This is a genomic window from Murdochiella vaginalis, from assembly GCF_902381775.1.
Lineage (GTDB): Bacteria > Bacillota > Clostridia > Tissierellales > Peptoniphilaceae > Murdochiella > Murdochiella vaginalis.
In genome coordinates this window covers 842,015-866,702 of record NZ_LR698969.1, presented here as the reverse complement: position 1 = coordinate 866,702, position 24,688 = coordinate 842,015, and the positions used below count along the sequence as shown (strand labels likewise).

Annotated in this window: 21 protein-coding genes and 1 riboswitch; of the genes, 3 read left to right on the top strand and 18 right to left on the bottom strand. The window is 47.8% G+C overall.

Annotated elements, in window-relative coordinates; all coding sequences use genetic code 11:
- Nucleotides 1-3: 3 nt before the first annotated feature.
- From rpsJ to FXY30_RS03710, 3 genes are all read right to left on the bottom strand, one after another.
- Entirely contained in the window at nucleotides 4-312 is a 309-nt protein-coding gene (rpsJ, locus tag FXY30_RS03720; protein ID WP_071705369.1) for a 30S ribosomal protein S10, read from the bottom strand.
- A gap of 449 nt (nucleotides 313-761) precedes the next feature.
- On the bottom strand, nucleotides 762-1,499 hold the full coding sequence (locus tag FXY30_RS03715) for an amino acid ABC transporter ATP-binding protein (RefSeq protein WP_071705368.1): 738 nt from the start codon (nucleotides 1,497-1,499) through the stop codon (nucleotides 762-764).
- A gap of 1 nt (nucleotide 1,500) precedes the next feature.
- Complete coding sequence (locus FXY30_RS03710) at nucleotides 1,501-3,063, bottom strand: ABC transporter permease subunit (RefSeq protein WP_083428182.1); 1,563 nt, start codon at nucleotides 3,061-3,063, stop codon at nucleotides 1,501-1,503.
- A gap of 91 nt (nucleotides 3,064-3,154) precedes the next feature.
- A riboswitch (Lysine riboswitch) is annotated at nucleotides 3,155-3,322 on the bottom strand.
- Nucleotides 3,323-3,605: 283 nt separating this feature from the next.
- Between FXY30_RS03710 and FXY30_RS03705 the strand changes: the two genes are divergently transcribed.
- The gene (locus FXY30_RS03705; RefSeq protein ID WP_083428299.1) at nucleotides 3,606-5,579 is read left to right on the top strand and encodes a fructose-1,6-bisphosphatase; all 1,974 of its coding nucleotides are present in this window, start codon (nucleotides 3,606-3,608) and stop codon (nucleotides 5,577-5,579) included.
- Between the two features lie 94 nt (nucleotides 5,580-5,673).
- On the top strand, nucleotides 5,674-6,774 hold the full coding sequence (locus FXY30_RS03700; RefSeq protein ID WP_071705367.1) for an alpha/beta hydrolase: 1,101 nt from the start codon (nucleotides 5,674-5,676) through the stop codon (nucleotides 6,772-6,774).
- Between the two features lie 100 nt (nucleotides 6,775-6,874).
- Here FXY30_RS03700 and FXY30_RS03695 read toward each other — a convergent pair whose 3' ends face one another.
- From FXY30_RS03695 to glpK, 6 genes are all read right to left on the bottom strand, one after another.
- Entirely contained in the window at nucleotides 6,875-7,657 is a 783-nt protein-coding gene (locus FXY30_RS03695; RefSeq protein ID WP_071705366.1) for a ZIP family metal transporter, read from the bottom strand.
- Nucleotides 7,658-7,716: 59 nt separating this feature from the next.
- Nucleotides 7,717-8,391 carry a YoaK family protein gene (locus FXY30_RS03690; protein WP_083428298.1) on the bottom strand — a complete coding sequence of 225 codons (675 nt, stop codon included), beginning with the start codon at nucleotides 8,389-8,391 and terminating at the stop codon, nucleotides 7,717-7,719.
- An 18-nt stretch (nucleotides 8,392-8,409) separates the two neighbouring features.
- On the bottom strand, nucleotides 8,410-9,372 hold the full coding sequence (locus FXY30_RS03685) for a folate family ECF transporter S component (RefSeq protein WP_071705364.1): 963 nt from the start codon (nucleotides 9,370-9,372) through the stop codon (nucleotides 8,410-8,412).
- Between the two features lie 128 nt (nucleotides 9,373-9,500).
- The gene (locus tag FXY30_RS03680) at nucleotides 9,501-10,052 is read right to left on the bottom strand and encodes a hypothetical protein (protein WP_071705363.1); all 552 of its coding nucleotides are present in this window, start codon (nucleotides 10,050-10,052) and stop codon (nucleotides 9,501-9,503) included.
- Nucleotides 10,053-10,205: 153 nt separating this feature from the next.
- Nucleotides 10,206-11,561: an alanine/glycine:cation symporter family protein gene (locus FXY30_RS03675; RefSeq protein ID WP_071705362.1), complete on the bottom strand. Its 1,356-nt coding sequence runs from the start codon at nucleotides 11,559-11,561 to the stop codon at nucleotides 10,206-10,208.
- Entirely contained in the window at nucleotides 11,558-13,057 is a 1,500-nt protein-coding gene (gene glpK, locus FXY30_RS03670) for a glycerol kinase GlpK (protein WP_071706092.1), read from the bottom strand. The genes FXY30_RS03675 and glpK overlap by 4 nt, the downstream gene beginning before the upstream one ends.
- A 217-nt stretch (nucleotides 13,058-13,274) precedes the next feature.
- Here glpK and FXY30_RS03665 point away from each other — a divergent pair, with 217 nt between their 5' ends.
- Complete coding sequence (locus FXY30_RS03665; RefSeq protein WP_071705361.1) at nucleotides 13,275-14,201, top strand: aldo/keto reductase; 927 nt, start codon at nucleotides 13,275-13,277, stop codon at nucleotides 14,199-14,201.
- Between the two features lie 219 nt (nucleotides 14,202-14,420).
- On the opposite strand, the gene FXY30_RS03660 is transcribed toward FXY30_RS03665, so the two are convergent.
- The 9 genes from FXY30_RS03660 to FXY30_RS03620 all read right to left on the bottom strand — a co-directional run bounded on the left by FXY30_RS03660 (nucleotide 14,421) and on the right by FXY30_RS03620 (nucleotide 24,237).
- Nucleotides 14,421-15,647: a glycerate kinase type-2 family protein gene (locus FXY30_RS03660; protein WP_071705360.1), complete on the bottom strand. Its 1,227-nt coding sequence runs from the start codon at nucleotides 15,645-15,647 to the stop codon at nucleotides 14,421-14,423.
- 64 nt (nucleotides 15,648-15,711) lie between these two features.
- Nucleotides 15,712-16,692 carry a D-2-hydroxyacid dehydrogenase gene (locus FXY30_RS03655; protein WP_071705359.1) on the bottom strand — a complete coding sequence of 327 codons (981 nt, stop codon included), beginning with the start codon at nucleotides 16,690-16,692 and terminating at the stop codon, nucleotides 15,712-15,714.
- A gap of 96 nt (nucleotides 16,693-16,788) precedes the next feature.
- The gene (locus FXY30_RS03650) at nucleotides 16,789-18,078 is read right to left on the bottom strand and encodes a TRAP transporter large permease (RefSeq protein WP_071705358.1); all 1,290 of its coding nucleotides are present in this window, start codon (nucleotides 18,076-18,078) and stop codon (nucleotides 16,789-16,791) included.
- Entirely contained in the window at nucleotides 18,075-18,626 is a 552-nt protein-coding gene (locus FXY30_RS03645) for a TRAP transporter small permease (protein WP_071705357.1), read from the bottom strand. Before FXY30_RS03645 ends, FXY30_RS03650 begins: the two co-directional genes overlap by 4 nt.
- Before the next feature lie 10 nt (nucleotides 18,627-18,636).
- The gene (locus FXY30_RS03640; RefSeq protein ID WP_071705356.1) at nucleotides 18,637-19,686 is read right to left on the bottom strand and encodes a DctP family TRAP transporter solute-binding subunit; all 1,050 of its coding nucleotides are present in this window, start codon (nucleotides 19,684-19,686) and stop codon (nucleotides 18,637-18,639) included.
- 22 nt (nucleotides 19,687-19,708) lie between these two features.
- Nucleotides 19,709-21,244, bottom strand: a complete 1,536-nt coding sequence (locus tag FXY30_RS03635) for a xylulokinase (RefSeq protein WP_071705355.1) — start codon at nucleotides 21,242-21,244, stop codon at nucleotides 19,709-19,711.
- Nucleotides 21,245-21,260: 16 nt separating this feature from the next.
- The gene (locus FXY30_RS03630) at nucleotides 21,261-22,148 is read right to left on the bottom strand and encodes a class I fructose-bisphosphate aldolase (protein ID WP_071705354.1); all 888 of its coding nucleotides are present in this window, start codon (nucleotides 22,146-22,148) and stop codon (nucleotides 21,261-21,263) included.
- Between the two features lie 2 nt (nucleotides 22,149-22,150).
- Nucleotides 22,151-23,212, bottom strand: a complete 1,062-nt coding sequence (locus FXY30_RS03625) for a zinc-dependent dehydrogenase (RefSeq protein WP_071705353.1) — start codon at nucleotides 23,210-23,212, stop codon at nucleotides 22,151-22,153.
- 167 nt (nucleotides 23,213-23,379) lie between these two features.
- Nucleotides 23,380-24,237 (bottom strand): MurR/RpiR family transcriptional regulator, encoded by an 858-nt coding sequence (locus FXY30_RS03620; RefSeq protein ID WP_162272153.1) that lies wholly within the window; start codon nucleotides 24,235-24,237, stop codon nucleotides 23,380-23,382.
- Nucleotides 24,238-24,688: the final 451 nt, after the last annotated feature.

Genomic DNA, 24,688 nt, shown 5'->3' with positions numbered 1-24,688 from the left:
GGGTTACAGTTTGATCTCGATGTCCACACCAGCCGGCAAGTTCAGCTTTTTAAGTGCTTCCAATGTCTTGACATTGGGATTAACGATATCGATTAAGCGCTTATGCGTTCTTTGCTCGAACTGTTCACGCGAGTCCTTATATTTATGGACAGCGCGCAGAATGGTGATGACTTCTTTGTCCGTCGGCAGTGGAATCGGTCCGGATACGTCTGCACCGGAACGCTTGCACGCTTCGACAATTTTCGCCGCTGACGCGTCGATGACTTCATGATCATACGCACGAAGCCGGATTCTGATCTTCTGATTCGCCATTTTTCCTCCTTGGTTTTGCGCTCCTTCCGGCAGAACAGGATTTCGATGGATTTCCAAGGAATTCTATTGCTCTGTCCTTTATTAAGGAAGGTTTACGCCGGTTCGCCGATACACTGAGCCGGGCGTGTCCTATGCCCGCCTAAAAAAAGAAATACCGGTTTTCCGTCGTTCGAATGGTATCGAACTGCTCCACGAAAATTCCCTCGACCTACGTCTTTTCCTCTAGTACGCTGTATTGCAACGCCTTTAGAGGTCCTTGGACGTTCGAGCAACCTCTCGCTTCATCGCCCGTATTTCTGGACACTCGATTATTCTACACAACATTTATCCCTTTGGCAAGTCAAAATGCAAAAAAAATTCCGATCTTGGGATCAGAATTTTTTTCTTCAAAGAATAGAAAGACAAAACCGATGCATGGAAAACCACAAAGGCCACGTGAGAATTTCCGATCATTCCTGTTGCTGCACAAACTGCTTCAACGCTTCGCTCTTGGGATGCGTAAAAATTTCTTCCGGGCTTCCGATTTCTTCAATATAGCCATCGCGTAAAAAGGCTATGCGATGGGCGATCCGGCGCGCAAAAGAGATGTCATGGGAAACAACCATCATGGTCATACCGCCCTTTGCTAAATCCTCAATAATGCTGAGCACCTCCCCCACATTTTGCGGATCTAAGGCGGATGTCGGTTCATCAAACAGAAGCACTTCCGGATCCATCGAAAGAGCACGTGCAATCGCAACACGCTGCTGCTGCCCGCCGGATAATTGTGCGGGCTTCGCTTGCACATACTCTGCCATGCCCACGCGTTGCAGGTTTTTCATGGCCACGTCCTGCGCTTGTTTTTTTGCGCGATGCAATACTTTCATCTGCGCAAGCGTGCAGTTTTCCATCACGCTCAAATTTCGAAACAGATTAAACTGTTGAAAGACCATGCCCACCTTGGCATGATAGCGAAGCAGATCAAAGGTCGGATCCAGAATGGAGCAGCCGTGAAATAGAATTTGCCCGGCCGTCGGTTCTTCCAACAGATTCACGCAACGTAGAAAGGTTGATTTCCCCGCGCCGGACGGGCCGATAAGCGATACGACTTCCCCGGCATACAGAGAAAGCGAAAGATCTTTTAAAACCACTTCTTCCCCAAAGGATTTTTGCAGGTGTTCAATCGTAAGAATAGCTTGCTTTTCCATATTACGCCTCCGTTGCACTCTTGATGGTAAAAGGCACATCCGGACTGAATTTCCGGCTGAGGGTCCGAATGATAAAGTTGGCCAGGCGCGTCAACACAAAGTAGATGAGGGCTACGATAAAATACGCCTGAAAAATCTGGAACGTGGATCCCGCAACGCTCTTGGTCACAAAGAAGAGTTCCGTTACGGAAATGACGTTTAAGACGGATGTGTCTTTAATGTTTACAACCAGCTCATTGCCGATGGACGGTAAAATCGCACGCATGGCTTGTGGCAAAATCACATGGATCATCATCTGTCCATGGCCGAGGCCAATGGCCCGCGCCGCTTCAAATTGCCCGACATCCACGGAATCAATGCCTCCGCGAATGGTTTCCGCAAGATAGGCGCCTGTATTAATCGATACGATCAGGCAAGCTGCAAAGAGCGGGTCCATATCTACGTGGAAAAACTGTTTGCTACCGTAGAAAATGAGCATGGCCTGTACAATCATGGGTGTCGAACGAAACACCTCGACATACGCCGTACCCAAAAGCTGCAGCAGGCGAATCAGCACTTTGTTCACGCCTCTTTTCTTTTTGGTCGGAATGGTGCGGATGACCTGGACAACAAAGCCGATGCCGAGACCGAATGCCGTTCCCAGAAACGAGATCAGAAGCGTTACGCCCGTGCCGCGCAGGAAAAGAGAAGAATAGGTATCCCAAATAGCGCGCACCTCATCGAGAAAAGAGGTACTTCCGCTTTCGCCGCGATTCTGCAGGGTGACCATGGCATCCATGGCCTGTTGGCGTTCTTCCTCCGGTATTTCCGCAAGAATATGGTTGATTTGTTCTTTTAAAGCGTCGCCTTTGCGTACGCCCACTGCAATGGTGGTATTTTCGGGATCTGCGACGAAGCCCTTCCCCGGAGCAAAAACGACCATGGCTAAATTCGGATTCGCCATAACCGCCGCTAACGCGCCCGGCCGTTCTGAAACATAGCCGTCAATGGATCCGGCATTCAATGCCGTAATCATCGTGGAAAATGTATCAAGCGGCGCCTGTTTCGCTACGCCTTCAATCTGATCGATCACCTCATAATGAAAGGTGTTGAGCTGTCCGGTAATTTTAGCGCCACGAAAATCGGCAAGTGCTTTCGCATTTGCATATTTCCCGTCTTTTCGAACCACCATCACCAAATCCGAAGCATAGTATTGCTCGGTAAAATCGACTTCTTTCTTGCGTTCGGGCGTCGGGCTCATGCCGGCGATAATGGCATCAATCTTTCCTGACGTTAAAGCAGGAGGCAGGCCATCCCATTCAATCTTGCGGATGACCAGCGTTTTGCCCAAGCCTTCCGCAAGGCGTTTTGCCATCCACACGTCATAGCCGTTTGCATACTCGCCCGGACTGTTTTCCACCGGAACCGCCCCATCGGCATCGGTCGTCTGCGACCAGTTAAACGGCGCATAGTTTACCTCCATGCCCACGATAAAGGTTTCGGTTTCTCCGCTTGCCTCCACCGGAAGGGGCAAGAGCAAACAGAGTACCAATAGCAATAAGCCCAGTTTTTTTCCTGTTTTCATGATCTCCTCCTTCTGTCGTTTCTTTCTCCCATTCGACAGCCATTAGGACCCGAAAAGAAAAAAGAGAAGGCTGCGCCTTCTCATCCCTCTCGAATCCGATAGCGCACCACCGTTGTTCGGTGACAGTGCGACACCTGTTTGATGCCGCCCCAACAATGTCACGTGTCCGCTTCATCGTTTCGGCGAGATTGCCTTTCTCTTCCTTCCCGGGCTACCGCCTCCGGAAAATACTCATCGCTCCCGCGCCTCTACCCCTTTTATTATTAAGGAGTTCAATTTCGTATCAGTATAGCGGGACGTGTTGTGTTTGTCAAATTTATTGTTTTTCATTGCAAAATCCGTTTTTTTCTCTGTGCTTATAACTCTCTATCTACGCTCTCGACTTTTCCGTTGGTTACGATCCTCTTTCAGTATCTCGTTTCGGCATTTTCTGCGCAGATACGCTCGCTTTTGCTATACTTTGGATAGGAGAAGAATGCGCTTGCTTTTCGGGATGGGATTTCAAAAGCCCGAAAAGCTGTCGCAGTGAAAGGAGTCTTGTGGTGAAGCAGAATATGCTGATGCGAATGCTGGCCAAACAGTTTCCGAATCGGCGGGCAGCAATGGGGGAGATTGTTCGGCTCAAGACAGAAATGCTGTTGCCGAAAGGAACGGAATACTTTTTCAGCGACGTGCACGGGGAAGATCGCGCCTTTATTCATTTGTTGCGTTCCGCATCCGGCAATATTCGCCGAAAGATACGGGATGTCTATCGGACACGCCTTTCCGAAGACGATCAAAATGAAATTGCGGAAATGATTTATTATCCGGAATTAACGCTACAAAAAAAGATCGATCGTCTGGATGACGAGCGTTGGGTGCGAAAAATCATTTTGGAACTGATTGAAGTGGCGCGCTTTATCGCCTCAAAATATCCGCGAGAACAAATTCGTCAAAAGCTTCCGGACGAGTACAAGACACTTATCGAAGAACTTCTCGAAATTAACGACGGGGAAATTGATCGCCGCAGCTATTACTACTCCCTCATCGATGCGATCATCGAAGAACAAGATGCCTATGATTTTCTCTGCGCCCTTTCCTACACCATTCAGCGCATCTGCGTGAACCACATCCACGTCGTCGGTGACATTTTTGATCGCGGACCGGGCCCGGATAAAATTATCGAGGAACTCATAGCTTTTCGTAATGTCGATATTCAGTGGGGAAACCATGACGTGGTCTGGATGGGTGCCCAACTGGGTAACGAAGCCTGCATGATGGCGGTTCTGCGCAATGCCATCCGCTACAACACGTTTGACGTACTGGAAGACGGGTACGGCATTCACCTTCGCGCTTTGAACGATTTTGCGATGACGGTATATGGCGATGATCCCTGCACCTATTTCCAGCCGAAGATTTTTGATGAGAACGTGTATAATATCTGGTCCATCGAACGCGCGGCGCAAATGCACAAAGCGGTGGCCATATTGGAAAACAAGCTGGAAGGACAGCTTTTAGAGCGCCATCCCGAGTATGCTATGAATGAGCGTATTGTATTAAAAAAAGTGGACTGGAAAACGATGGAATACGTCGATACGGATGGCACGCGCTATCCTCTGCGCGACACGAACTTCCCCACCGTAGATCCTGAAGACCCCCTCAAACTGACCAAAGAAGAAGAGGATCTGGTTTTCAATTTACGCGCTTCCTTCATGCACAGCGAGCGCTTGGCGCGCCATATCGGTTTTCTCTTCCAAAAGGGGTCGAGTTACCTCTGTTACAACGGAAATTTACTCTACCATGGATGCTTGCCTTTAAAAGAAGATGCCACCTTCGATTCGCTCGTCATTGATGAACATCCTTATGCCGGCAAAGAGCTGATGGATTACGTGGACTACATGATGACCACCGCGTATTACGGCGAACGGGACAAGGAAAAGACGAAAAGTGCCATCGATTTTACTTGGTATCTCTGGTGCGGTCCGAAAAGTCCCATGTTCGGTAAAAGCAAAATGGCCACCTTCGAAAACTACTTTGTCGGAGACAAAACGCTGGGCAAAGAAAAGATGAATCCGTACTATTCCCTCTGCGATAATGAAGACGTTGCGGACTATCTGTTGGAGGCGTTCGATATGAGCCATCCGCATGCGCATATCATCAACGGCCACGTGCCGGTTAAAAGCAAAGAGGGCCAGAGCCCGAAAAAAGCTAATAACAAGCTCTTTGTAATCGACGGTGGCATTGCGAAATCGTATCATTCCAAAACCGGCATCGCCGGCTATACACTAATCTTCAACTCGCACCATATTGCCTTAGCCGAACATCAGGATTTCGACGGGCTGACCAATGGCTTGGAAACCTATTCTCCCCATGTGGAAACCGTCGATCGCTATGAGCGCCGTTTCCTCATCGGTGATACGGACAAGGGAAAAGCCGACCAGAAGTTGATCGACCATCTGCATGAACTCATTCGTGCGTACAAGCGCGGGGAAATGAAAGAGAGCCTGCCTCGCACAAAGGAGACTTTTCGCCCTTAATGCGTTGCAATAAAGACAACCTGCCATGGACGGTTGCTTCGGCTACGAAAAAGATAGACTGACGCTAGAAAACAGGAATCATAAGGAGATTTGTATGCTCATCTTTTTTTTCATCTTTTTGCTTCTTGCGTTAGTAGCCATGGTCGTCGTCATCCGGAAGCGAATCCGACCATGGCTGAAGAAACTTGTGCTCCTTCTCGGTACAATCTTTTTACAAATGATCTTCTTGGGTCTATTTCTCTTTCCCCCGTTTGGGCAAATTTCCTCCGGCGTTGAAGACCAAGTGCAAACCACACGCTTCTTTTTGAAGCGCCCCTGTACGGAACCGGCGGAACAAACCGAATCCGGCCTTCGCGAATTTCCGGTTTGCGTGTGGATGCCGAAAACACTCCCTTCAACTCCCCTGCCCGTCGTGCTCTATTCTCCCGGCGCCTTTGGCGGTGAAAATGCCAATACGATTCTGTGCGAAACCATAGCCTCTAATGGTTATATGGTCTTGGCGATGTCCCATCCCTATCACAGTATTTCCACCAAACTCTCCGATGGTCGATCCATCCCTATCGATCTCACCTTTATGAAAGACGTGATGACCAATCCCCATGACCTTCCGCGTTCCGCCCAGTTGTCTCGCTTTCGCACCTGGGTCGGGATGCAGGTTGGGGACATGACGTTTCTACTCGATGCTCTACAGAACGGAGCCTTACCGGAAGCGGTGCAAAAAAATATCGATGCCCGGCAGATTTTTCTTAGCGGCCATTCCCTTGGCGGGGCAGCAGCGCTGGAAATCGGACGCAAGCGTGCTTCCGATTTGAAAGGCGTCATCGCTCTGGAATCGCCCTATTTCTGCGATATCCTGGACGTCAATGACAATCAATTCCGCTATGTGCAAGAGGACTATCCCCTCCCGGTCTTAAATATTTACTCGGATGCCCTTTGGCCGCGGCTTCCCAACATGGCCGGAACAGAATACGATACGAATGTTAAAATGCTCAACCATCCCTCAGAAAAGTGGGTTTCGGTGCACATCGAAGGTGCCGGCCATCTGGGGCTTTCCGATCTTCGCAACGTGTCCCCTATCGGCACCAAGATGCTCGACGGTTTCTTGGATACGGCACCCTACAAGGAAGTCGTCGCAAAGAGCAACGCGGCGGCGCTGGCGTTTCTTCTCCCGTTAACAAATCCCGTTTCGCAGTAATTGCCACCCTCTCCTTTCACTCGATTACAAAAGGCGACATCGAAGTGGAAATTTCGATGTCGCCTTTTTCAATGTTATTCTGTTCCTCTCGTTTTTCGTTTTACCCGAGTGCCACATCCAAGGCCATCATCACGGCAAAGCCCACGGCGAAGGCGATGGGGCCGATGTTGGAATGTTCCCCTTCGCTCATTTCCGGAATCAATTCTTCGACGACCACATAGAGCATCGCTCCGGCCGCAAAGCTTAACAGATAAGGCAAAATGGGTACGACCAGCCCGGTGGCAAAAAGGGTCAATGCCGCGCCCAGCGGCTCAACGGCGCCGGAAAGTGTACCGTACCAAAACGCATGATGGCGTTTCATGCCCCCGGCATGCAGCGGCATCGAGATGATGGCGCCTTCGGGAAAATTCTGAATCGCGATGCCAAGTGCCAGCGCCAATGCCCCACTCGCAGTAATACCTTCCACGCCCGCCAGCAAACCTGCCAATACAACGCCTACCGCCATTCCTTCCGGAATATTATGCAAGGTAACGGCTAAGAACATTTTTTTGTTTTTGGCCAAGGGGACATTGGGGCCTTCCGGCGCATCGCTGTTTAAGTGTTGATGCGGAATAACGTGATCCAATAGAAGAAGGAACAACACGCCCGCCATCAGCCCGACGACGGCCGGAACAAAAGCCCATTTTCCAAGGGCCTCCGATTGCTCCATCGCCGGAATGAGCAGGCTCCAAACCGAAGCGGCGATCATGATGCCGGCAGCAAAGCCCTGCAGCGCGCGCTCTACCTTTCGGTTCATTTCTCCTCGCATAAAATAGACACATGCGGAGCCGAGCGTGGTTCCTATAAAAGGAATCAAAATTCCTAAAAGCACTTGTTCTGTCATGGTTTCTCTTTCTATTTTCTATCGTTTTCGTTTTCAATACGTCGTGCGTTATGCTTCGCTCATTTGCGATTCTCCTCCGCAAAGGTTTCTTGTTCCCGCTTATCCGACAACAAGCGGAAAACAATGCCCAAAAGAATGACGCAAAAAAGGATGGATGGCGCACCGAGCCTGTCAATGAGTCGGCTTTCGATAATGGCACCCAACACAAAGCTGATAATTAAGCCACTATAGAGTCCCATGTGCCGTAACGCGTCTTGCGAGCGCTCGCGAAAAAACGTCTCGAGTGCAGCGGTAAAGCTGCGAAGATTGCCAATGAGCATGGTAGTCGCGACCGAACGGCCATGGATCGAGCGGAAGCTTTCCACCTGAATGCCGCATGCTAGCGATAACAAGGCATTGGCAAGCGAATCCCAGGCGTTGGACATATTGCTTACGATAAAAAGCAACACTATTTCAACCGTCAACGCCCACTGTCGCCAATGGAGACGGGAAAATGACCAACGATGGCGAATGTGATCCGCCAAAAAAATCCCCGTCACAAAAGCTAAGATGGGCCAAAGATGTGCCAATGCAAGCGAAAATTCTCCTTGCGCCGCATGCACGCCAAACAGAAGGACATTGCCCGTCTGTGCATTGGAAAACACATTGCCGCGAAACAGATACGAATGGGCATCCATGGCTCCGCCGGCAAGCGCCAACAGCAACCCCGCGCGCATGGATTCGGACATCTGCATTTCTTTCAATATTTTCTCCTATATGTTCTTCCGTAATGGCGCCAGTCGCGACGAATAGGTACGCATTCGGCCGGATTTAGCGAGCGCCTGCATCAACGACAAAACCAATACCGCATAGACCGGTGCGCTGAATGTCTGCTTGACAAGCGCACGGAAGAAAGTCGCCTTGGCCGCCGCTTCTCCTATGAAAAGGGACATGAAAAGAGGCACCAAAATAACAGAGGTCAGGAACTGACCAATCACGACGCCAACCAGCACGCGCCAGAACGTAAGGACCTTTTTTCCGCCCAATGCGTCCGTCACCAGTACCGGAATCGCACCGGTCAGCGCTGAGGTCAGCGTAAAAGCTAAATTAAAGCCGTAGGAAGAGGGGCGAACCAAAAAGGCCACCAAATCCGTGACTCCGCCAATGATAAAGCCGCCGACAGGGCCAAAAATATAGCCCGAAAGTACAATCGGCAATCCGCCAAAGCTCAAAAAGCCGACACGCATGGAATTGATGACGACGCCGATGGCGATAAAAATGGACATTTGCGCAATGTGCTTCGGAGTAAAATACTGCGCCGCAGAAAGAGGCTTTGTAATTTCGTCCTCATCCTTATGCTGCGGCATCCTTCCCCGCCGCTCCAGCGCTTCACCCAAGAATCCCGCCAGAAAGCCCAAGGCGAAACCGCCAAGTAGGAGCACCCACCAATACTGGCCGATGAATGCCGTGAACTGTTCATTATTCGCTGTCCAAGTGGCCATTTTCTTTGGCTTGAACGTGGGAATTTCTTGCCAAAATCGACGGACGAGAAGGCCGAGTCCAATGGTTGCGCCCCCGGTTATTGCGCCAATGAAGCGGTTGGACAGCATGCCGCTTAACAGGACGCCAAAATATGCTGCAATCAGGCCCGTGTACACTACCGGCTCACCGACCATGCGAACGGCCAGCATGGATAATCCCGCGATGAGCAACACAACAAACCAATTTTTCTTCACGATACAATCCTCCTGTAGGACAGTATAAAACTTTCTATGAAAAAAGCAGCCCCCTCTGTAACATTTCTGTGGAGCTGCTTTTACCATATCCTTTTCGCGCACAATGCGTTTTTAAAGATTGCCGCTTACTACTGCACGCCATCCATGTTCTGATCTTTGTATCCTTCCCGAATGACACGGTACTCGCCTGTCTCCACGTTCAGATCGTAAATATCGAAATTATTGCGCATATCGATTCCCTCTTCGCGCGTGGCGAGGTTGATCGAGCGTGAGCCTTCCGGTCCGGATTGAACACGGTGAAATACATAGGTCGGCCAGATCAGGATGCCGCCGCCATCCAGCACGCGCTTACCGTTATGCTCAATATAGTCCGGCGTGACAATGAAGTCTTCCACCTTACCATGTTCCGGCGTATATAACTCCACATGACGCTCTCCATAGAGAACAAAGAGGTTGTCCCACTGCGCCGGATGCATATACCACGGACGCTTAACATCGCCGACCGATCCCGGACTGATCGCCGGCCCCGTGTGAATCACACGATCCAAGCCGTCAACGCGTGGAATGAGCTTCGTCGGCATCACGTCAAACACAACATTCGGGGTATGACGAAAAACCTTTAAGGCAATAATGGTATACAGCTTTGGTACTTGCTCAATAATATAGTCTTCTGCTTTCATGATGGTTCCTTTCTTCCATTTATTGGAAACGATACATCTCATCCAAAAAGAGACTCTGCAAAAATTTCCTTTTCCCATCGACCTTCTTCTGCCAATTCATTTGCAGTGTACTCTTACCCATTCGACGCATAAGGGAACATGAAAAGCGCTATTTCATTGGCTTTCGTTGCTGATTTTGGCAACCCGCCCGGAAAGAACCAATAGAGCAAGCAAGTTGGGAAACACCATGATGGCATTAAAAAGATCCGCCAGGTTCCAAACCAATTCCACCTTGAGCGTGGCTCCCAAGATAATCATCAACACGACCACAATCGCAAAGGGCTTTACGGCGTGTTTTCCAAAGAGATACAGCATATTTTGTTTCGCGAAGAAAAACCAGCTGATGATGGTGGAGAAAGCGAAAAATAGAAGAGCGATCGCAATAAACGCCGCGCCCCAGTTCTTGCCGAAGGCCATGCCGACGGCCTGCTGTACCACAGGCGTACCGGTCATACCGGCGCGAATCATCTCTCCCAGTTTTCCGGATGAGAGCACGATCAGAGCGGTCATGGTGAGCACGATAAAGGTATCAAAGAAAACACCGATCATGGCCACCTCGCCCTGTTGCTGCGGCTTATCCACTTTAGCCAAGGCGTGGGCATGCGGAGTTGAGCCCATGCCGGCTTCGTTGGAGAATAGACCGCGCGCTACGCCGTAGCGCATCGCCTGGCGAACCGTAATGCCGATGCCGGCGCCGAGCACCGCTTGCGGCTGAAATGCCCCGACAAAAATGGAGGTGATGGCCGGAAGGAGATTGGCACGATTGATGAAAAGGCAGACAAACCCGCCCACCAAATACAGAGCGGCCATGACCGGTACAATTTTTTCCGTCACGTGCGCGATGCGCGAAATGCCGCCGATGAAAATAAATCCCGCCACCACAGCAATCGCTATGCCAACCGCTAAACGGTTCCAACCGAATGCCGAGAAAAACGCATCGCTGATCGAGTTGGATTGCACCATATTTCCCATCAGCCCCAAAGCCAAAATAATGGAGACGGAAAAGAATGCCGCTAAAAAACGACCGAATTTCCCGTGAAAGGCCTGCTGAATATAGTAGACAGGACCGCCGATCACATGCCCATCCTCGTCTTTTGTTCGCGTCACCTGTGCCATGACTGCCTCGGAATAAATGGTGGCCATGCCGAAAAAAGCGGCTAACCACATCCAGAAAATGGCTCCCGGCCCACCGGAAACCAAGGCGGATGCGCAACCGGCGATATTACCGGTACCAACCTGCGCCGCAATGGCTGTAGCTAACGCTTGAAACGAGCTGATCCCGCCTTTTTCCGCCTTGTCGCCGAACAGCGTCAAGTTTCCGAATACGTGCTTCCAAGCTTTTCTGAATCGACGCACCTGAATAAAGCGCGTGCGTACGGAGAAGAACAGTCCGCTTCCTACCAATAAGATCATCAGCACAAACCAGATTTTATCGGAGAGCATCTGTACCAGGGTATTGAGTGTCGTCATGATTCCTCCTTCGCCCAATTCATCGCACAGCGTACGGCGTGATGCCAGCCACGCTGCTTCCGGTCGCGTTCTTCTGCGCACATGGTCGGCACAAATGTCTTCGCATCCGCCTGCAGAACGCGCAGTTCCTCTGTATTCTTCCAGAACCCAACGGCAAGGCCGGCAAGGAAGGCCGCCCCTTTGGCTGTCGTTTCCACGATTTTCGGACGGATTACCGGTGTGTTGATCATATCCGCCTGAAACTGCATCAAGAAGTTGTTTTCGGTGGCTCCTCCATCCACGCGCAAAGCGGAAAGAGACAAACCGGCATCTTCCTGCATGGCTTCGAGGACATCCAACGACTGGTATGCCATGGATTCCAGCATGGCGCGCACCAAATGATTCCGATTCACGCCGCGGGTCAGTCCCACAATGGTACCACGCGCATAGGGATCCCAAAACGGAGCGCCGAGGCCGGTAAAGGCCGGCACGACATAGCATCCGTTCGTGTCCGGTACGGCCAGCGCCAGTTCTTCCGACTGTGGGGCGGTATCAATCACGCGCAGTTCATCGCGCAGCCACTGCACTGCCGCTCCTGCGACGAATATCGAGCCCTCCAACGCATAGGAGACCGTGTTGTTGCGTTTCCAGGCGACGGTCGTCACCAAACCGTGACGAGACATCACCGGTTTCTCACCCGTATTCATCAGCATGAAACAGCCGGTACCATACGTGTTTTTCACGTCTCCTGCCGCAAAGCATGTCTGGCCGAACAATGCCGCCTGCTGGTCGCCCGCTACGCCGGCAATGGAAATGGGCGAACCGAAAAAGGACAATTCGCTTTCACCATATACTTCACTGGAAGCGCAGACACGCGGAAGCATGACCTTCGGCACCTGAAAAAGCTCCAACAGCTCATCATCCCAATCCATGGTATGAATATTAAACAGCATCGTACGCGAGGCATTGGAAACGTCCGTTACATGACAGCGTCCCTGCGTCAGTTTCCAAATGAGCCAGCTGTCTACGGTGCCAAAGAGCAGCTCACCCCGCTCCGCTTTTTCCCGCGCGCCCGGCACATGATCCAGAATCCACCGAATCTTGGAAGCTGAGAAATAGGCATCCAGCTCCAGTCCCGTCTTTTCTCGTATTCTATCGGTATATCCCTCCGCCCGAAGCGCATCGCATTGTTCCGCCGTTCGACGGCACTGCCATACAATGGCATGCATGACCGGTTCGCCCGTGTTTTTGTCCCAGACAATTGTGGTTTCCCGCTGATTCGTGATTCCGATGGCGGCAATTTCCTCTGCCGAAACGCTGACACGCTGCATCGCTTCAATCGCCACGCCCATCTGTGTCGCCCAAATTTCCGCCGCATCATGTTCCACCCATCCGGGATGGGGATAGTACTGTTTGATCTCTCTCTGCGCAACACTGACTATCTTTCCGCTATGATCAAAAAGCAGACAACGCTGGCTCGTAGTTCCGGCATCGAACGCTAAAATATATTTTTTCACGACTGCCTCCGTCATTTCCTTCATCGAGCTTCTAGGTGGTTTTTTACTATTATCCCCTATTCTCCGCAATTTGACCATGGTACGGCTGCGGTTGGTTCAACTTCTCTCGCATCCTTGCCGAAAGGAGAGTGCGCATGCTCGGAAAATAGGGTAATAGACAGTCGTCAGCACAAAGCGGAAAGCCCGCTTACTGTGCGAAAAAGAAAGGAAGAAAACGATGCGTACCATCCAAATTAAAAATGGCCCGCAAAATGCCGTTCGCATGATTCTCGGCTGTATGCGCATGCCGGATCTGTCCGTACAAAAGGCAGCGACGATGCTACAAACGGCTGTGGACCTAGGTATCAACTTCTTCGACAACGCCACCTGCTATACCCAGGGAGTTGCCGAAACGCGCTTCGGCGAGGCTTTAAAGGCTTCCGGTCTTTCTCGGGAAGAGCTCTTGATTCAGACTAAATGTGGACTCTGCTTCGAGCGCAATGAATTCGACTGGACGAAGGAGAACATTCTGGAAAGCGTGGAGGACAGTCTGCGTCGCATGCAGCTGGACTATCTGGACATTTTGCTTCTGCATCGCCCGGATCTGCTCTATGATCCCGAAGAAATCGCTGAAGCCTTTGATCTTCTATCGGAATCCGGCAAAGTGCGCCATTTCGGTGTGAGCAATGTCCCGCCGATGACGCTGGAAGTGCTTCGTAAAACAGTCCGTCAACCGCTGATTATTAACCAGCTGCAATTATCGCTGGAGCAATCGCAGCTCATCGACCAGTCGCTTTATCTCAACAATCTTTCCACGGATCGTTCCATCGATCGCGATAACGGTCTGTTGGATTATTGCCGCCTGCACGACATCACCATTCAGGCATGGTCGCCCCTGCAATACGGTATGATCGGCGGATGCTTCCTGGATCATCCCGATTATCCGGAACTCAATGCCGCCCTTGCGAAGCTGGCGGACCGCTATCACGTTACCAAAGCCGCCATTGCCCTCGCCTGGATTTTACGCCATCCCGCAAATATGCAAGTCATCGTTGGCACCATGAATCCCGAACACCTCAAAGAATCCGCAGAGGCCATGAACATCCGCCTCACGCATCAGGAGTGGTACGAACTGTATTTAGCCTCCGGAAAAATCTTGCCCTAATAAAGGACGTTCCTGACATTCGATAGGCAAAGCCACCCCGTTAGCTTGCCGCTTACTTCTCCTCGTCCAGACAAAGCAACCCCATCCGCTCGCTTCTCCTCGTCGCTACGGTTCTGATAGTGTGGTAGTGGCTCGTCGAAGAGGCGGCTAGCGGATGGGGTGGCTTTGTTGTGGAAAGAGGGTGGACCGGGGCAATAGCTCCATTAACCAACTTCCATCCTATCCCATCAAAATTACTGCTAGATCATTCACATTGGTTCCTGTGGGACCAGTCATAATGAGTCCATTTACTGCTTTCAAAGCATGATATGCATCATTATTTTCTAAACTATCCGAAATTGAAATTCCTTTTTTGTGAAGCATTAGGGCTGTTGTACCGTCAACCATTCCGCCGGCTGCATCGGTAGGGCCATCGGTTCCGTCGGATCCGACACTAAATATGAGAACATTTTTCATGCCAGCAATCTTTTGCGCTGCACTAAGTGCTACTTCTTGGTTTCGTCCACCTTTTCCGTTACCCGTAAGATGAACAATCGTTTCTCCACCGGATATAAATGCAACGTTGGATTTCTTCTGATTGCTTCGAGCAATACAGCCAAGTACTCTCCCCAATTCCTTAGCTTCCACATCAAAACAATCCGAAAGTAGGACGAGCTCATACCCAAGATTTGAAGCGACTGTAATCGCTTTGTTTACAAGAGAAGATACCGAGCCGATGACAATATTAGATACATTCGAAAATTGTTTTGGTATTTCGCATTCAAGCAATTGGCGGGCCTCCAAAGATAAGTTCAAGTGGAGGCGATCTGCAATTTTCTTCGCCTCATCCGAAGTTGATTCGTCCTGGATTGTAGGACCTGATCCAATCATATCCGGTCGATCACCGAGAACATCACTCAAAATGATGGATGTCACTTTCGCAGGTTCACACAATTTGGCAAACCGTCCGCCTTTCACGCCGGAAAGACGCTTGCGAATCGTATTTATTTCTTGAATGCTTGCGCCGGAAGCTAAAAGCTGTCTGTTAACTTCGTTCAATTCTTCAAGGGATATGAGGGGCTTTTCAAATAATGCTGATGCTCCTCCTGAAAGCAGGAAGACAACATGATCCTCCTCGTGAAGATCACTTACTAGATTGATGGCTTTCTGTGTAGCATATAAGCCATTCTGATCAAGTATGGGATGTCCAGCTTCATAGCATGTAATCTTTGGGATTTGACCTTCAATATGACCATATTTAGTGATAACGATTCCCGCTATAAGGCGATCTCCAATAACTTCTGCCGCAGAGCTGGCCATAGACCAAGCCGCCTTACCTACAGCAACAATAAATACCGAACGCATCTTCTCAATAATTTTGTAGAGTTCGTTTTTTACAGATTCTTCCGGTCGCTGTGATGCGATTGCCTCATGGATAATCGTCTCTGCATCAATGCGTAACGTCATCATTCCTCCTGATCTGTATCCAGCGCCCTAGCATAGAGCCCATTTTATCCGCTATTAAAAACGCTTATTTGATTTCGTATACTGCGTTAATTATGTCGTCCTTTAAAAAAGCTTGATAATTCAAAATCGCTTGATCTAACAACCTCTTTCGGGATTCCATGGGCGCCCAGCTCAAATGTGGTGTAATGATGCATTTATTCATAGAAAACAGCGGATTCTTTTCCACTGGTGGTTCTATTTCCAAGACATCAAGACCGGCACCACGCAATTGTCCATTTTTCAACGCTTTGACCAATGCCTTTTCCTCTATAAGCCCCCCACGACTGTTATTAATTATGAATGGCTTCTTTGCCATTTTTTCAATAGAGGCTTCATTGATTAAACCATGATTTTCCGGCGTCAAATTGCAATGAAGAACAATAACATCACTAGAAGCATACAATTCTTCCAGTTCAACGTATTCATAGCCTTGTTCCATCATTGAAGGATTTTTGTATGGATCATTGACAATGACCTTCATTTGTAAAGCACGTGCTATATTCCCTGTTTGTTGTCCAATCCGACCAAATCCGATAATTCCCATGGTTTTACCGGCTAACTCTGTCAATGGAAAGTCCCAGAATGTCCAATCCGGATTGTTGCTCCATTTTCCTCTTTTTACAGCACAATCGTGATGCCCGACACGATTCGTCAGCTCCAAAAGGAGAGCTATAGCATGTTGTGCCACAGATTCTGTTCCATAACTAGGAATATTCGTTACCACGATTCCCCGCTCTTTTGCTGCTTTTATATCAACAACATCATATCCTGTCGCCAGCACACCGATATATTGAAGTTGTGGATTTTCTTCCATACATTGACGTGTGATCTCGGTTTTATTTGTAAAGACAGCCGTTGCACCTTGCATCCGCCGAGAAGTCTCTTCTTTTGGAGTACGTTCAAATACTTTTGTTATAGCTACGTCTTCTAAATTTTTCCAGGAAAGGTCTCCCGGATTAAGCGTATATCCATCCAGAACAACTGCACTTCTCTGTAGTTCTTCCATAGTAAGTCCTTTCTATTTGTGGCCGATACCTCTATATAATTGTTGCAACGCTACGTTGAAATCAGTGAAAAGCGTAGCGTTGCAAACATATTACGATTAACCTGCAATTTCGGGAAATACCCAGGAAACCGGTGCTTCAATAATTTGAGGGAGAAGGATGAAAATCAACAGGCTTGCCGCAATCAAAAGGATCCATGGAATGGACGCTTTAATAATCTTCTCTATCGGCAACTTCGTTACACTCTCTGCTGCATAAAGGCATACTCCGACGGGTGGCGTAATGAGACCGAAGGATAGCGTAATAACCAAGAACACAACAAAGAATAGAGGTGATACTCCTACCTTTGTCACGGCCGGCAACAAAATCGGTACTAAGATGAATATGGCTGCTGTGGCATCCATGAACATGCCAACAAGAATCAGAAAGGCATATAGAACCAGTAGGATAATGATTCGGCTACTGGAAATACCGGCAATTAAATTTGCCACAGTCATCGGTAACCCATCGATTTCAAAAAGAAGAGATGCCGGCTTCGCTGCAATCGCAACGAATAGAATAACTCCTGTAGAACGAGCATTCTTGGCAATGATTCGTGGAATATCCTTCCATGTCAAGTTTTTGTACAAATAAATGGATACCAAAATGGTATACACAACAGCAATGGCAGCACCTTCTGTCGGCGTATAAATTCCTGTGTACACGCCGCCGAGAAGAATTACCGGCGTTAACAAAGCAGGGATAGCACGCACAAAAGCAGTTCCCAGCTTTTTCGGCTGAAACTTGACTCTATCACCGATCCCATGCTTTTTACAATAATAATAGTTGTAGATCATGAAGATGATTCCGATGATAATCCCCGGAATAAATCCTGCCAATAGCGCCTGACCAATGGAAACGCCGCCAATTGCCGCCGCATTAATCATCAATACACTGGGCGGAATAACCGAGGCCAACATAGAGCCAGCTAGATTGATCGCTGTCGCATAATCTTTTGGATAGTTTTTTTTCTCTAACGCATTGATGGACATTTTCCCAATAGAGGCAATCGCAGCTACCGATGAGCCGGACATACCTGCAAAGATCATGTTTACAACAACCGAAACGTGCCCTAGCCCACCATAAATCCATCCGACCAAGGCTTCCGCCAATTCATAAATACGATCAGCAATTCCTCCTTCGTCCATTAATGAGCCACATAGAATGAATAATGGAACCGCCACCATGATAAAGGAATTCATCGCAGTAAACATGGATTGTGCAGCCATATTCAAGGGCAGATTGCTCATAGTTGCCATGACACCGATAGAAGAAGCGCCGAGGGCTACAGCGATGGGTACACCTAAAAACATGAGAAGCAAAAAGAGTAACATGATTGCAATACTCATTGGTTCCCTCCTTCATTAGTTTCTTCCAACTCACGTAGCTCTTGATCCCGATCGTCAATAGCTGCCACTCGTTCCGGATATTCAAGGAAACTTTGTACGACGCCGATGATTCCTAAAACTCCCGCCACAGGCTGACAAATGCCGATAAGAGCCATAGGAATCTGAACTGCGGTCCCCATTTCATTCAATTGAACCTGTTGCATAACTACTTGACTACCGTAAATTACCATAAAGGCAAAAATGCCGGTAACAAAAAGTCCGTAGATCCAAGGAATGAAATGACGAATGGCGAAAGGAAGCTTTTTTATAAAAATCGTCACTCGTGAGGATTCCACTCGATTGAAACCGGCAGCTAGAGCAATAAACATCATCCATAGGAAGAGGTAACGACTTACCTCTTCCGTCCATGGAAACGGCTTCCCCACCGCTCGACCGATGATTTGAATCAAAATCGTCAATATCATCCCCACAACAAAGACAACGAGCAGGAAATCTTCTACTTTATTGACGGCGTAGAAAAATTTCTTCAACGTGTTTTTGGATTTCATCGTTTGCCACCTATTCGTTTCGTCCTGTAAACTGGATGGTTTCTTCAAACAGTTTGTCATCTTTGATCAATTCTTTAAATTTCGGGAATAGCTTCTTTGAAGCATCAACTAATTCTTGGGCCGCTTCGCTGGTCAGCACGTTAGATTTCATTCCTTTTTCTTCCAGCTGTTTCAAAGCGTTTCCATCACGTTCTGCCATCATATCAACATTCCATTGTTGTACTTCATCTCCGGCCTTGGCGATGGCATCCTGTTGTTCTTTCGTAAGCTTGTTGTAAAAATCCAAGTTGATGCCAACTACCCAGGCATCTGCCATATGGTTTGTAAAGGAAATGTATTTCTGCACTTCATAAAAGTTATTGGACAGAGGAACATCCACAGGATTCTCTTGTCCATCCAACGTCTGCAATTGAAGAGCATTGTACACTTCTGAAAAATTCATCGGGGTGGTGACTGTCCCTAACGAGCTAAAGAATTCTACGTAAAGTGAGTTATTCGGAACACGTAATACCAACCCTTCCAAATCTTTAGCACAGGTAATCGGGCGCTTCGAGTTGGTAATCTGGCGGAAAGAACGTGTCCATCGTCCAACCGATTTAATATTCATATTTTCTAAGCGACTAAACAGTCCGTCTGCAATGTTCGAATTTAAGAAAGAAAGCAGTTGCTTTTGATCATCAAACATATAGGGAACCGATATAACATTAAAGCCCGGCTCAAAGTTTGAATAAACAGAAGTGGCTAAAATCAGCATATCTAAAGAACCAGCAGACAATTGCTTAATTCCGGCGGCTGTATCACCTCCATACAAAGATCCGTTCGGTGCAATAGAAATACTAAGGCTTCCGTTCGAATATTCCTCAGCACGCTTTTTGAATTCTTCGGCCGCCGCTGCAATATACGAATTTTGCGGATCCGGGATCGCTACCGTGATTTTTGTTGTTTCACCTGTCGGTTTTTCTGCGTTACTGGCATCCGGTGTATTTGCACCTTTTCCGCCACAGGCGGTTAAAACCGTAATGCACAAAGTCAGTAGGAAAAGTAATGCTCTTTTTTTCATGATCGACTCCTTCTCGTTTTTATTAATGATCAAAGTTCTCTCTGTACAGTTCGCGTAAAGCCGGATACAGTTTGCGATATACCTCAAACCGCTTCGAATAGATTGGTGCATTGCCTTCATTGGGAATAAAGCGCCTGCTTGCCTCAATACTGATCGTATTTGCGGCAACGTTTTCATCTGCATAAACAGAAGCTCCTATTCCTGCCAATAAGGCTGCACCGATCGGTGCAAAGTCATGCACTTTTGGAATACGAATCTCCTTTCCTGTAATATCTGACTTAATCTGTGACCACAGGTCGCTTTGTGAACCCCCACCGATAGAAATAAAATGCGTATAACGTTGCTGAAGCGTTTGCTCTGCGATTTCGATCAGTTGACGAAGGCCATAGCCGCATGCTTCTAGGATAGCTCGCGCAAGATCTTTTCTTTCTGTCGTAATGGACATACCAAAAAACACGCTCCTCGCGTAGGCATCCCAAATAGGGCTGCGTTCGCCTAGCAAATACGGTAAAAAAATCACACCGTTGCTTCCAGGGAGTGAGCCTGCGGCCTCCGCATTGAAGGCCAACAGCGCTTCTTCACTCGTTAATTCCTGGTTCGTTTGCCCTATGACGAAATGACGAATAAACCACTCATTTGCTACGCCCGTGAAAGACATCGCCCCCTGCCATATCCAGCGGTTCGGAACAACATGATACCGATTGATGAAGCGAGGATCGAAAATCGGTTTTTCTACACAAACATTCAGAACATTTGTCGTTCCTGCCGATTCACATAAGTCACCGTGATGAATCGTTCGTGTTGCTAGGGCTGAGCAGGGCGTATCCGCACCACCAATGACTACAGGTGTGCCCTTAGGAATGCCCAAGTCAATTAAGTCTTTTGCCCGTAGCGGCCCCACAACAGAAGACGATTCTCTAAGTGGAGGAAGCTTTTCTCTGTCCAAACCCAATTTCTCGCAAAGTTCAACATTCCATGTTTTTTCACCGGCAACGCCCGTGGTATTAAATAGGTTTGTGTAGGATGCATTGGAATAATCGATGGCGTATTCTCCGGTCATGGCATGGGCAAGAAACGTATTGATGTGTCCGAAGTACTTAATTCGGTCATATTTTTCAGGCCAATTCTTTCGAATCCAGAGCATCGTTGAGCCGGAGTAAGAACCGGCCATCGATCCGTTTGCCGTCCATTGGAAAAGCTTTTCTTTTCCTACCGCGTCCAAAATCTCCTGCGCTTCCTTCATGCTTCGACGATCGGAATAGATAATTGGATCAATCAAAAGGTTATCTTCTTGGTCAAAAGCAACCAGCCCCGGACAAAGTGTGGAAATGCCAATTCCCTTAACACTTTCTAGCAAGGTGCGATCTTTTTTTCCAATTTGATACAGGGCCTTTTGTAACGCTTCCCATAAACTCGATCCATTAATTTGCGCTTCTTTTTCATTGTTGACTACCATGCGGTATGATGCTTTTTGTGCGGCCTTAATCGTTCCGGAATCTTCAAGAATAATGACTTTAAGGCCGCTTGTTCCCACATCAATACCGATAAGCGTCCTCATTTTGTCCTCCTTTAGTTCACGTTAAACTTTGATAGTCTTCGTAGTTCTTATCGTGCTCCACCTGTTTTAACAATTCCATGGTTTCCTTTACGGAATAATTTTTGTGAATCAAGCGACGAAGGGCAATAACAAGGGCCGTCACATCTTGGTATTCCCACACCCAACGTCCCATCGTGACGCCGCCGACACCGCTATCCAACGCTTCTCGCGTCATCGTGAGGTAATATTCCAGTCTCTTTTCACCGGTAAGTTCCGCCGGCGGGTCACCACCTTGAATGACCACACGGAACGAGGAGGGAACAACCGAAATCACCTTCGCCATACTCTCCGGATCGCCTGTATAGGTTGTTTTGATGACATCTAATCCCAACTCGCAAGCGCTACGAACACAATATGCAATATTCTCCCATGCCGTTCTCTTATCAGCCGGCACACTCTCCCCCTTCGGGTAGATGTGACCAATCAAAGGCATACCTAAAACATCGCAAACTTCCGAAATTTCCCCAATTTCTTTAAACTGCTCATTCTGAAAATCCCCAAGTGTCATGGCACCAAGGGATACCGCATCGGCACCCATGCGAATGGCGGCATTTACGCTTCCAAAAACAATGTCATTCGTTGGAGAAGTAGGAGCATAATTGGAAATTTTATGCAAAATGGAAATGCCGCTTCCTGCATGTTTTCCCCAACAGCGCTTTTGAATTCCCCCGGTCATCGTGATAGCATCCGGATGACCAGCAACAATTTTGTCAATCGTTCCTTGAATATCATGAATTCCGGTAAGCTGCGCAATCCCACGAGAAATCGCATGATCCACGGTAATGGCCATCATCTTATTGCTTTCCGGATTAACCATTCGTGAAAGACGGACCCTTTTTCCCAACGCTAAAGCTTCATTTCCCATTTCTACTCCTCCTTCTCATTCAAAATAACGATTTTCAAATATTTCCCTGACATGTGATCTTCTAAGGCTTGACGAAAGTCATCCAACGTATAGGTCTTGGAAACTAAAGCGTCCAGATCAATGCGCTTGGAAAAAACCATTTCCGCCGACTCATGGTAGTCTTTACGTGTATAAGCAGTACTGCCCGTAACCGTAATCTCGTTATAATGGATAATGCTCGGATCAATTTCGGCCAGAGCACCTTTGGCGAAACCGGCAAATAAATTCAGGGTTCCACCTTTCCTTGTTATGCGCAGAGCATCCTGAACCAGCTGGTTCACGCCTATGGCCATAATCACACGATCAGCACCTAAACCATTCGTCTCAGCAAGAACACGATCAACCAAATTTTCGTCTTGTGGATTGATTACCGCTGTTGCGCCGACCTCTAAAGCTCTCTTGCGTTTATCAGCGTCAAACTCGCTGACGATGATCCGGCTGGCACCAACCGCTTTAGATAGTTGCACATGCATCAGCCCTATCGGGCCTGCCCCGATAATGACAACCGTATCTGCAAACTGCGTGCCGACATTTTTAAGTCCTCTGATACAGCAGGCAAGTGGCTCAATCAATGCGCCTGAGGCATAGGTGACGTCATCCGGAAGTTTCACGACATTACCTCGTTCAATAGCAATCTCAGGAATTAAAATGTACTCCGCAAATCCTCCGTTAAATTCGTAGCCGATCGCTTGACGGTTCAGACACGCATTTTCTCGGCCATCTAAGCATGCTGGACAATTGCCACAAGGAATTACATTTGCAACCGCTACACGATCCCCTACGGAAAAAGAAGTCACCTGATTCCCAGTTTCAACAATTCGACCACTGATCTCATGCCCGACAATAGAATCCTTGCGAACCCCCTTGGTTTTAGCACCGGTGAAGATGCGTTTATCCGTACCACATAAAGCCGCCGCTTTCATCAGAAGTAAAATATCGCCCGGGCCACAAGTTGGTTTTTCAACCTCCATTACCTCATAGTTGTTTGGATAATTCTTAGGGCCATGTAAAACTACCGCTTTCATTCATCCTCCCTTCATTACACGTGAAATCGATTTACTTGATCATACCATTTATGAAAATTTGTTTCAAGTATTTGTTATTATTTATCAAAATATAAAATTTTCCTTCATTTTTAGGATAGAAAAAACTCCTTATTCAAGAATAAGGAGTTGCTCGCATGCAAACGACTTTAATATTTGTTGTTCGATGTTGCCTCTCGCGTTCGCATAATCGCTTCTTTCGAAGCCATATAATTATTCTTATGCATAGCCATACAAGTAACCAAACAATCCAATATAGTCAATTGAACTATTCGAGTACTAACGGAGTCCGATTGAAACGCTGTTTCATCCGAAGCCGAAAAAATGGTATAATCCGAAATTTTTTGAATGGGTGAACTCTCGTTACTCGTAATTGACACGATTTTCGTTCCATTCGCCTTCGCGATTTCCAAGCATTTCATCGTATTATAGTTTGCACCAGAAAAGGAAACCGCAATAACCAAATCTTGCGTTGTCGTTAGTGAAGATGCCATAAATTGAAGATCGATATCATCGTATGCAATCGCATGGATTCCGACTTTGAGGAATTTGTGCTGCGCATCACTCACGACCTTTTGACTCCCACCAGTGCCAAAAAGAAAAATACGTTTGGCCGAGACGAGGAGATTGATAACTTCCTGAATCGTCTCATATTGCAGGTGTAAAAACGTCGACTTCAAAACGGTCATGTTCGACGTGAATATTTTTTCAAATATCGTTTGATTTGAATCATCGCGCTCGATAATTGGAGAGATATCTAGGCTCTTTGGCGAAACTTCCTTTGCTAAGTTGATTTTCATATCCAAAAAGCCTTTGTAACCGAGACTTTTAGAAAAACGAACAATGCTGGCTTCGGAAACACCAGACATTGTCGCGCATTCCGAAATGCTTGATTTCAAGATCATATCCGCATTTTCGAGAACAAACTTAGCCAGTTTTTGTTCTGTACGCGTCAATGAGCGATATTGGAGGCTAATCTTTTCTTTCACAGTCAAACTGTTCATCATACAATCTCTTTCCATTCCAAGTCGAAAAGTAGCAAAAGGAGATTCAACTGCACAATCATAACCTTTATATAGCGGCCATAATGGACGTCACATTCTCTTCCCCGATTTCCCCTTTATCTTAACGCACAAATGTCTTTCTTAATAGTTTATTTTATAAATAGTGGCTGAAATCTGGCTAACTTACGTATCTGCAGATAGCCAAAAAATAAAGCCCTAACTAGCAAGTTTTTATCTCTCTTGCAAGGTCTGTACAAAAATCGGCCCTGACAAATGCACTATCTTGCACTCAGCCAGCGCCTTACAGATTGTTCAAACTATGAACGAGCGGTCAACATTATTTCCAACGGCGCTCCTCTCGCAACTGCGTTGCTAAAACATTTCCAGCGGCGCACCACCTGACTCCCCCGCGCTAAGCGCCACCTTAGGCTTCATCGTTTTCTTGGCCTTTACG

Excerpts from the sequence above, each read along its gene's own strand:
- rpsJ (WP_071705369.1), bottom strand. The coding sequence starts at position 312 with ATGGCGAATCAGAAGATCAGAATCCGGCTTCGTGCGTATGATCATGAA.
- FXY30_RS03715 (WP_071705368.1), bottom strand. The coding sequence starts at position 1,499 with ATGGAAAAGCAAGCTATTCTTACGATTGAACACCTGCAAAAATCCTTT.
- FXY30_RS03710 (WP_083428182.1), bottom strand. The coding sequence starts at position 3,063 with ATGAAAACAGGAAAAAAACTGGGCTTATTGCTATTGGTACTCTGTTTG.
- FXY30_RS03700 (WP_071705367.1), top strand. The coding sequence starts at position 5,674 with ATGCTCATCTTTTTTTTCATCTTTTTGCTTCTTGCGTTAGTAGCCATG.
- FXY30_RS03695 (WP_071705366.1), bottom strand. The coding sequence starts at position 7,657 with ATGACAGAACAAGTGCTTTTAGGAATTTTGATTCCTTTTATAGGAACC.
- FXY30_RS03690 (WP_083428298.1), bottom strand. The coding sequence starts at position 8,391 with ATGCAGATGTCCGAATCCATGCGCGCGGGGTTGCTGTTGGCGCTTGCC.
- FXY30_RS03680 (WP_071705363.1), bottom strand. The coding sequence starts at position 10,052 with ATGAAAGCAGAAGACTATATTATTGAGCAAGTACCAAAGCTGTATACC.
- FXY30_RS03675 (WP_071705362.1), bottom strand. The coding sequence starts at position 11,561 with ATGACGACACTCAATACCCTGGTACAGATGCTCTCCGATAAAATCTGG.
- FXY30_RS03665 (WP_071705361.1), top strand. The coding sequence starts at position 13,275 with ATGCGTACCATCCAAATTAAAAATGGCCCGCAAAATGCCGTTCGCATG.
- FXY30_RS03660 (WP_071705360.1), bottom strand. The coding sequence starts at position 15,647 with ATGACGTTACGCATTGATGCAGAGACGATTATCCATGAGGCAATCGCA.
- FXY30_RS03655 (WP_071705359.1), bottom strand. The coding sequence starts at position 16,692 with ATGGAAGAACTACAGAGAAGTGCAGTTGTTCTGGATGGATATACGCTT.
- FXY30_RS03650 (WP_071705358.1), bottom strand. The coding sequence starts at position 18,078 with ATGAGTATTGCAATCATGTTACTCTTTTTGCTTCTCATGTTTTTAGGT.
- FXY30_RS03645 (WP_071705357.1), bottom strand. The coding sequence starts at position 18,626 with ATGAAATCCAAAAACACGTTGAAGAAATTTTTCTACGCCGTCAATAAA.
- FXY30_RS03640 (WP_071705356.1), bottom strand. The coding sequence starts at position 19,686 with ATGAAAAAAAGAGCATTACTTTTCCTACTGACTTTGTGCATTACGGTT.
- FXY30_RS03635 (WP_071705355.1), bottom strand. The coding sequence starts at position 21,244 with ATGAGGACGCTTATCGGTATTGATGTGGGAACAAGCGGCCTTAAAGTC.
- FXY30_RS03630 (WP_071705354.1), bottom strand. The coding sequence starts at position 22,148 with ATGGGAAATGAAGCTTTAGCGTTGGGAAAAAGGGTCCGTCTTTCACGA.
- FXY30_RS03625 (WP_071705353.1), bottom strand. The coding sequence starts at position 23,212 with ATGAAAGCGGTAGTTTTACATGGCCCTAAGAATTATCCAAACAACTAT.
- FXY30_RS03620 (WP_162272153.1), bottom strand. The coding sequence starts at position 24,237 with ATGATGAACAGTTTGACTGTGAAAGAAAAGATTAGCCTCCAATATCGC.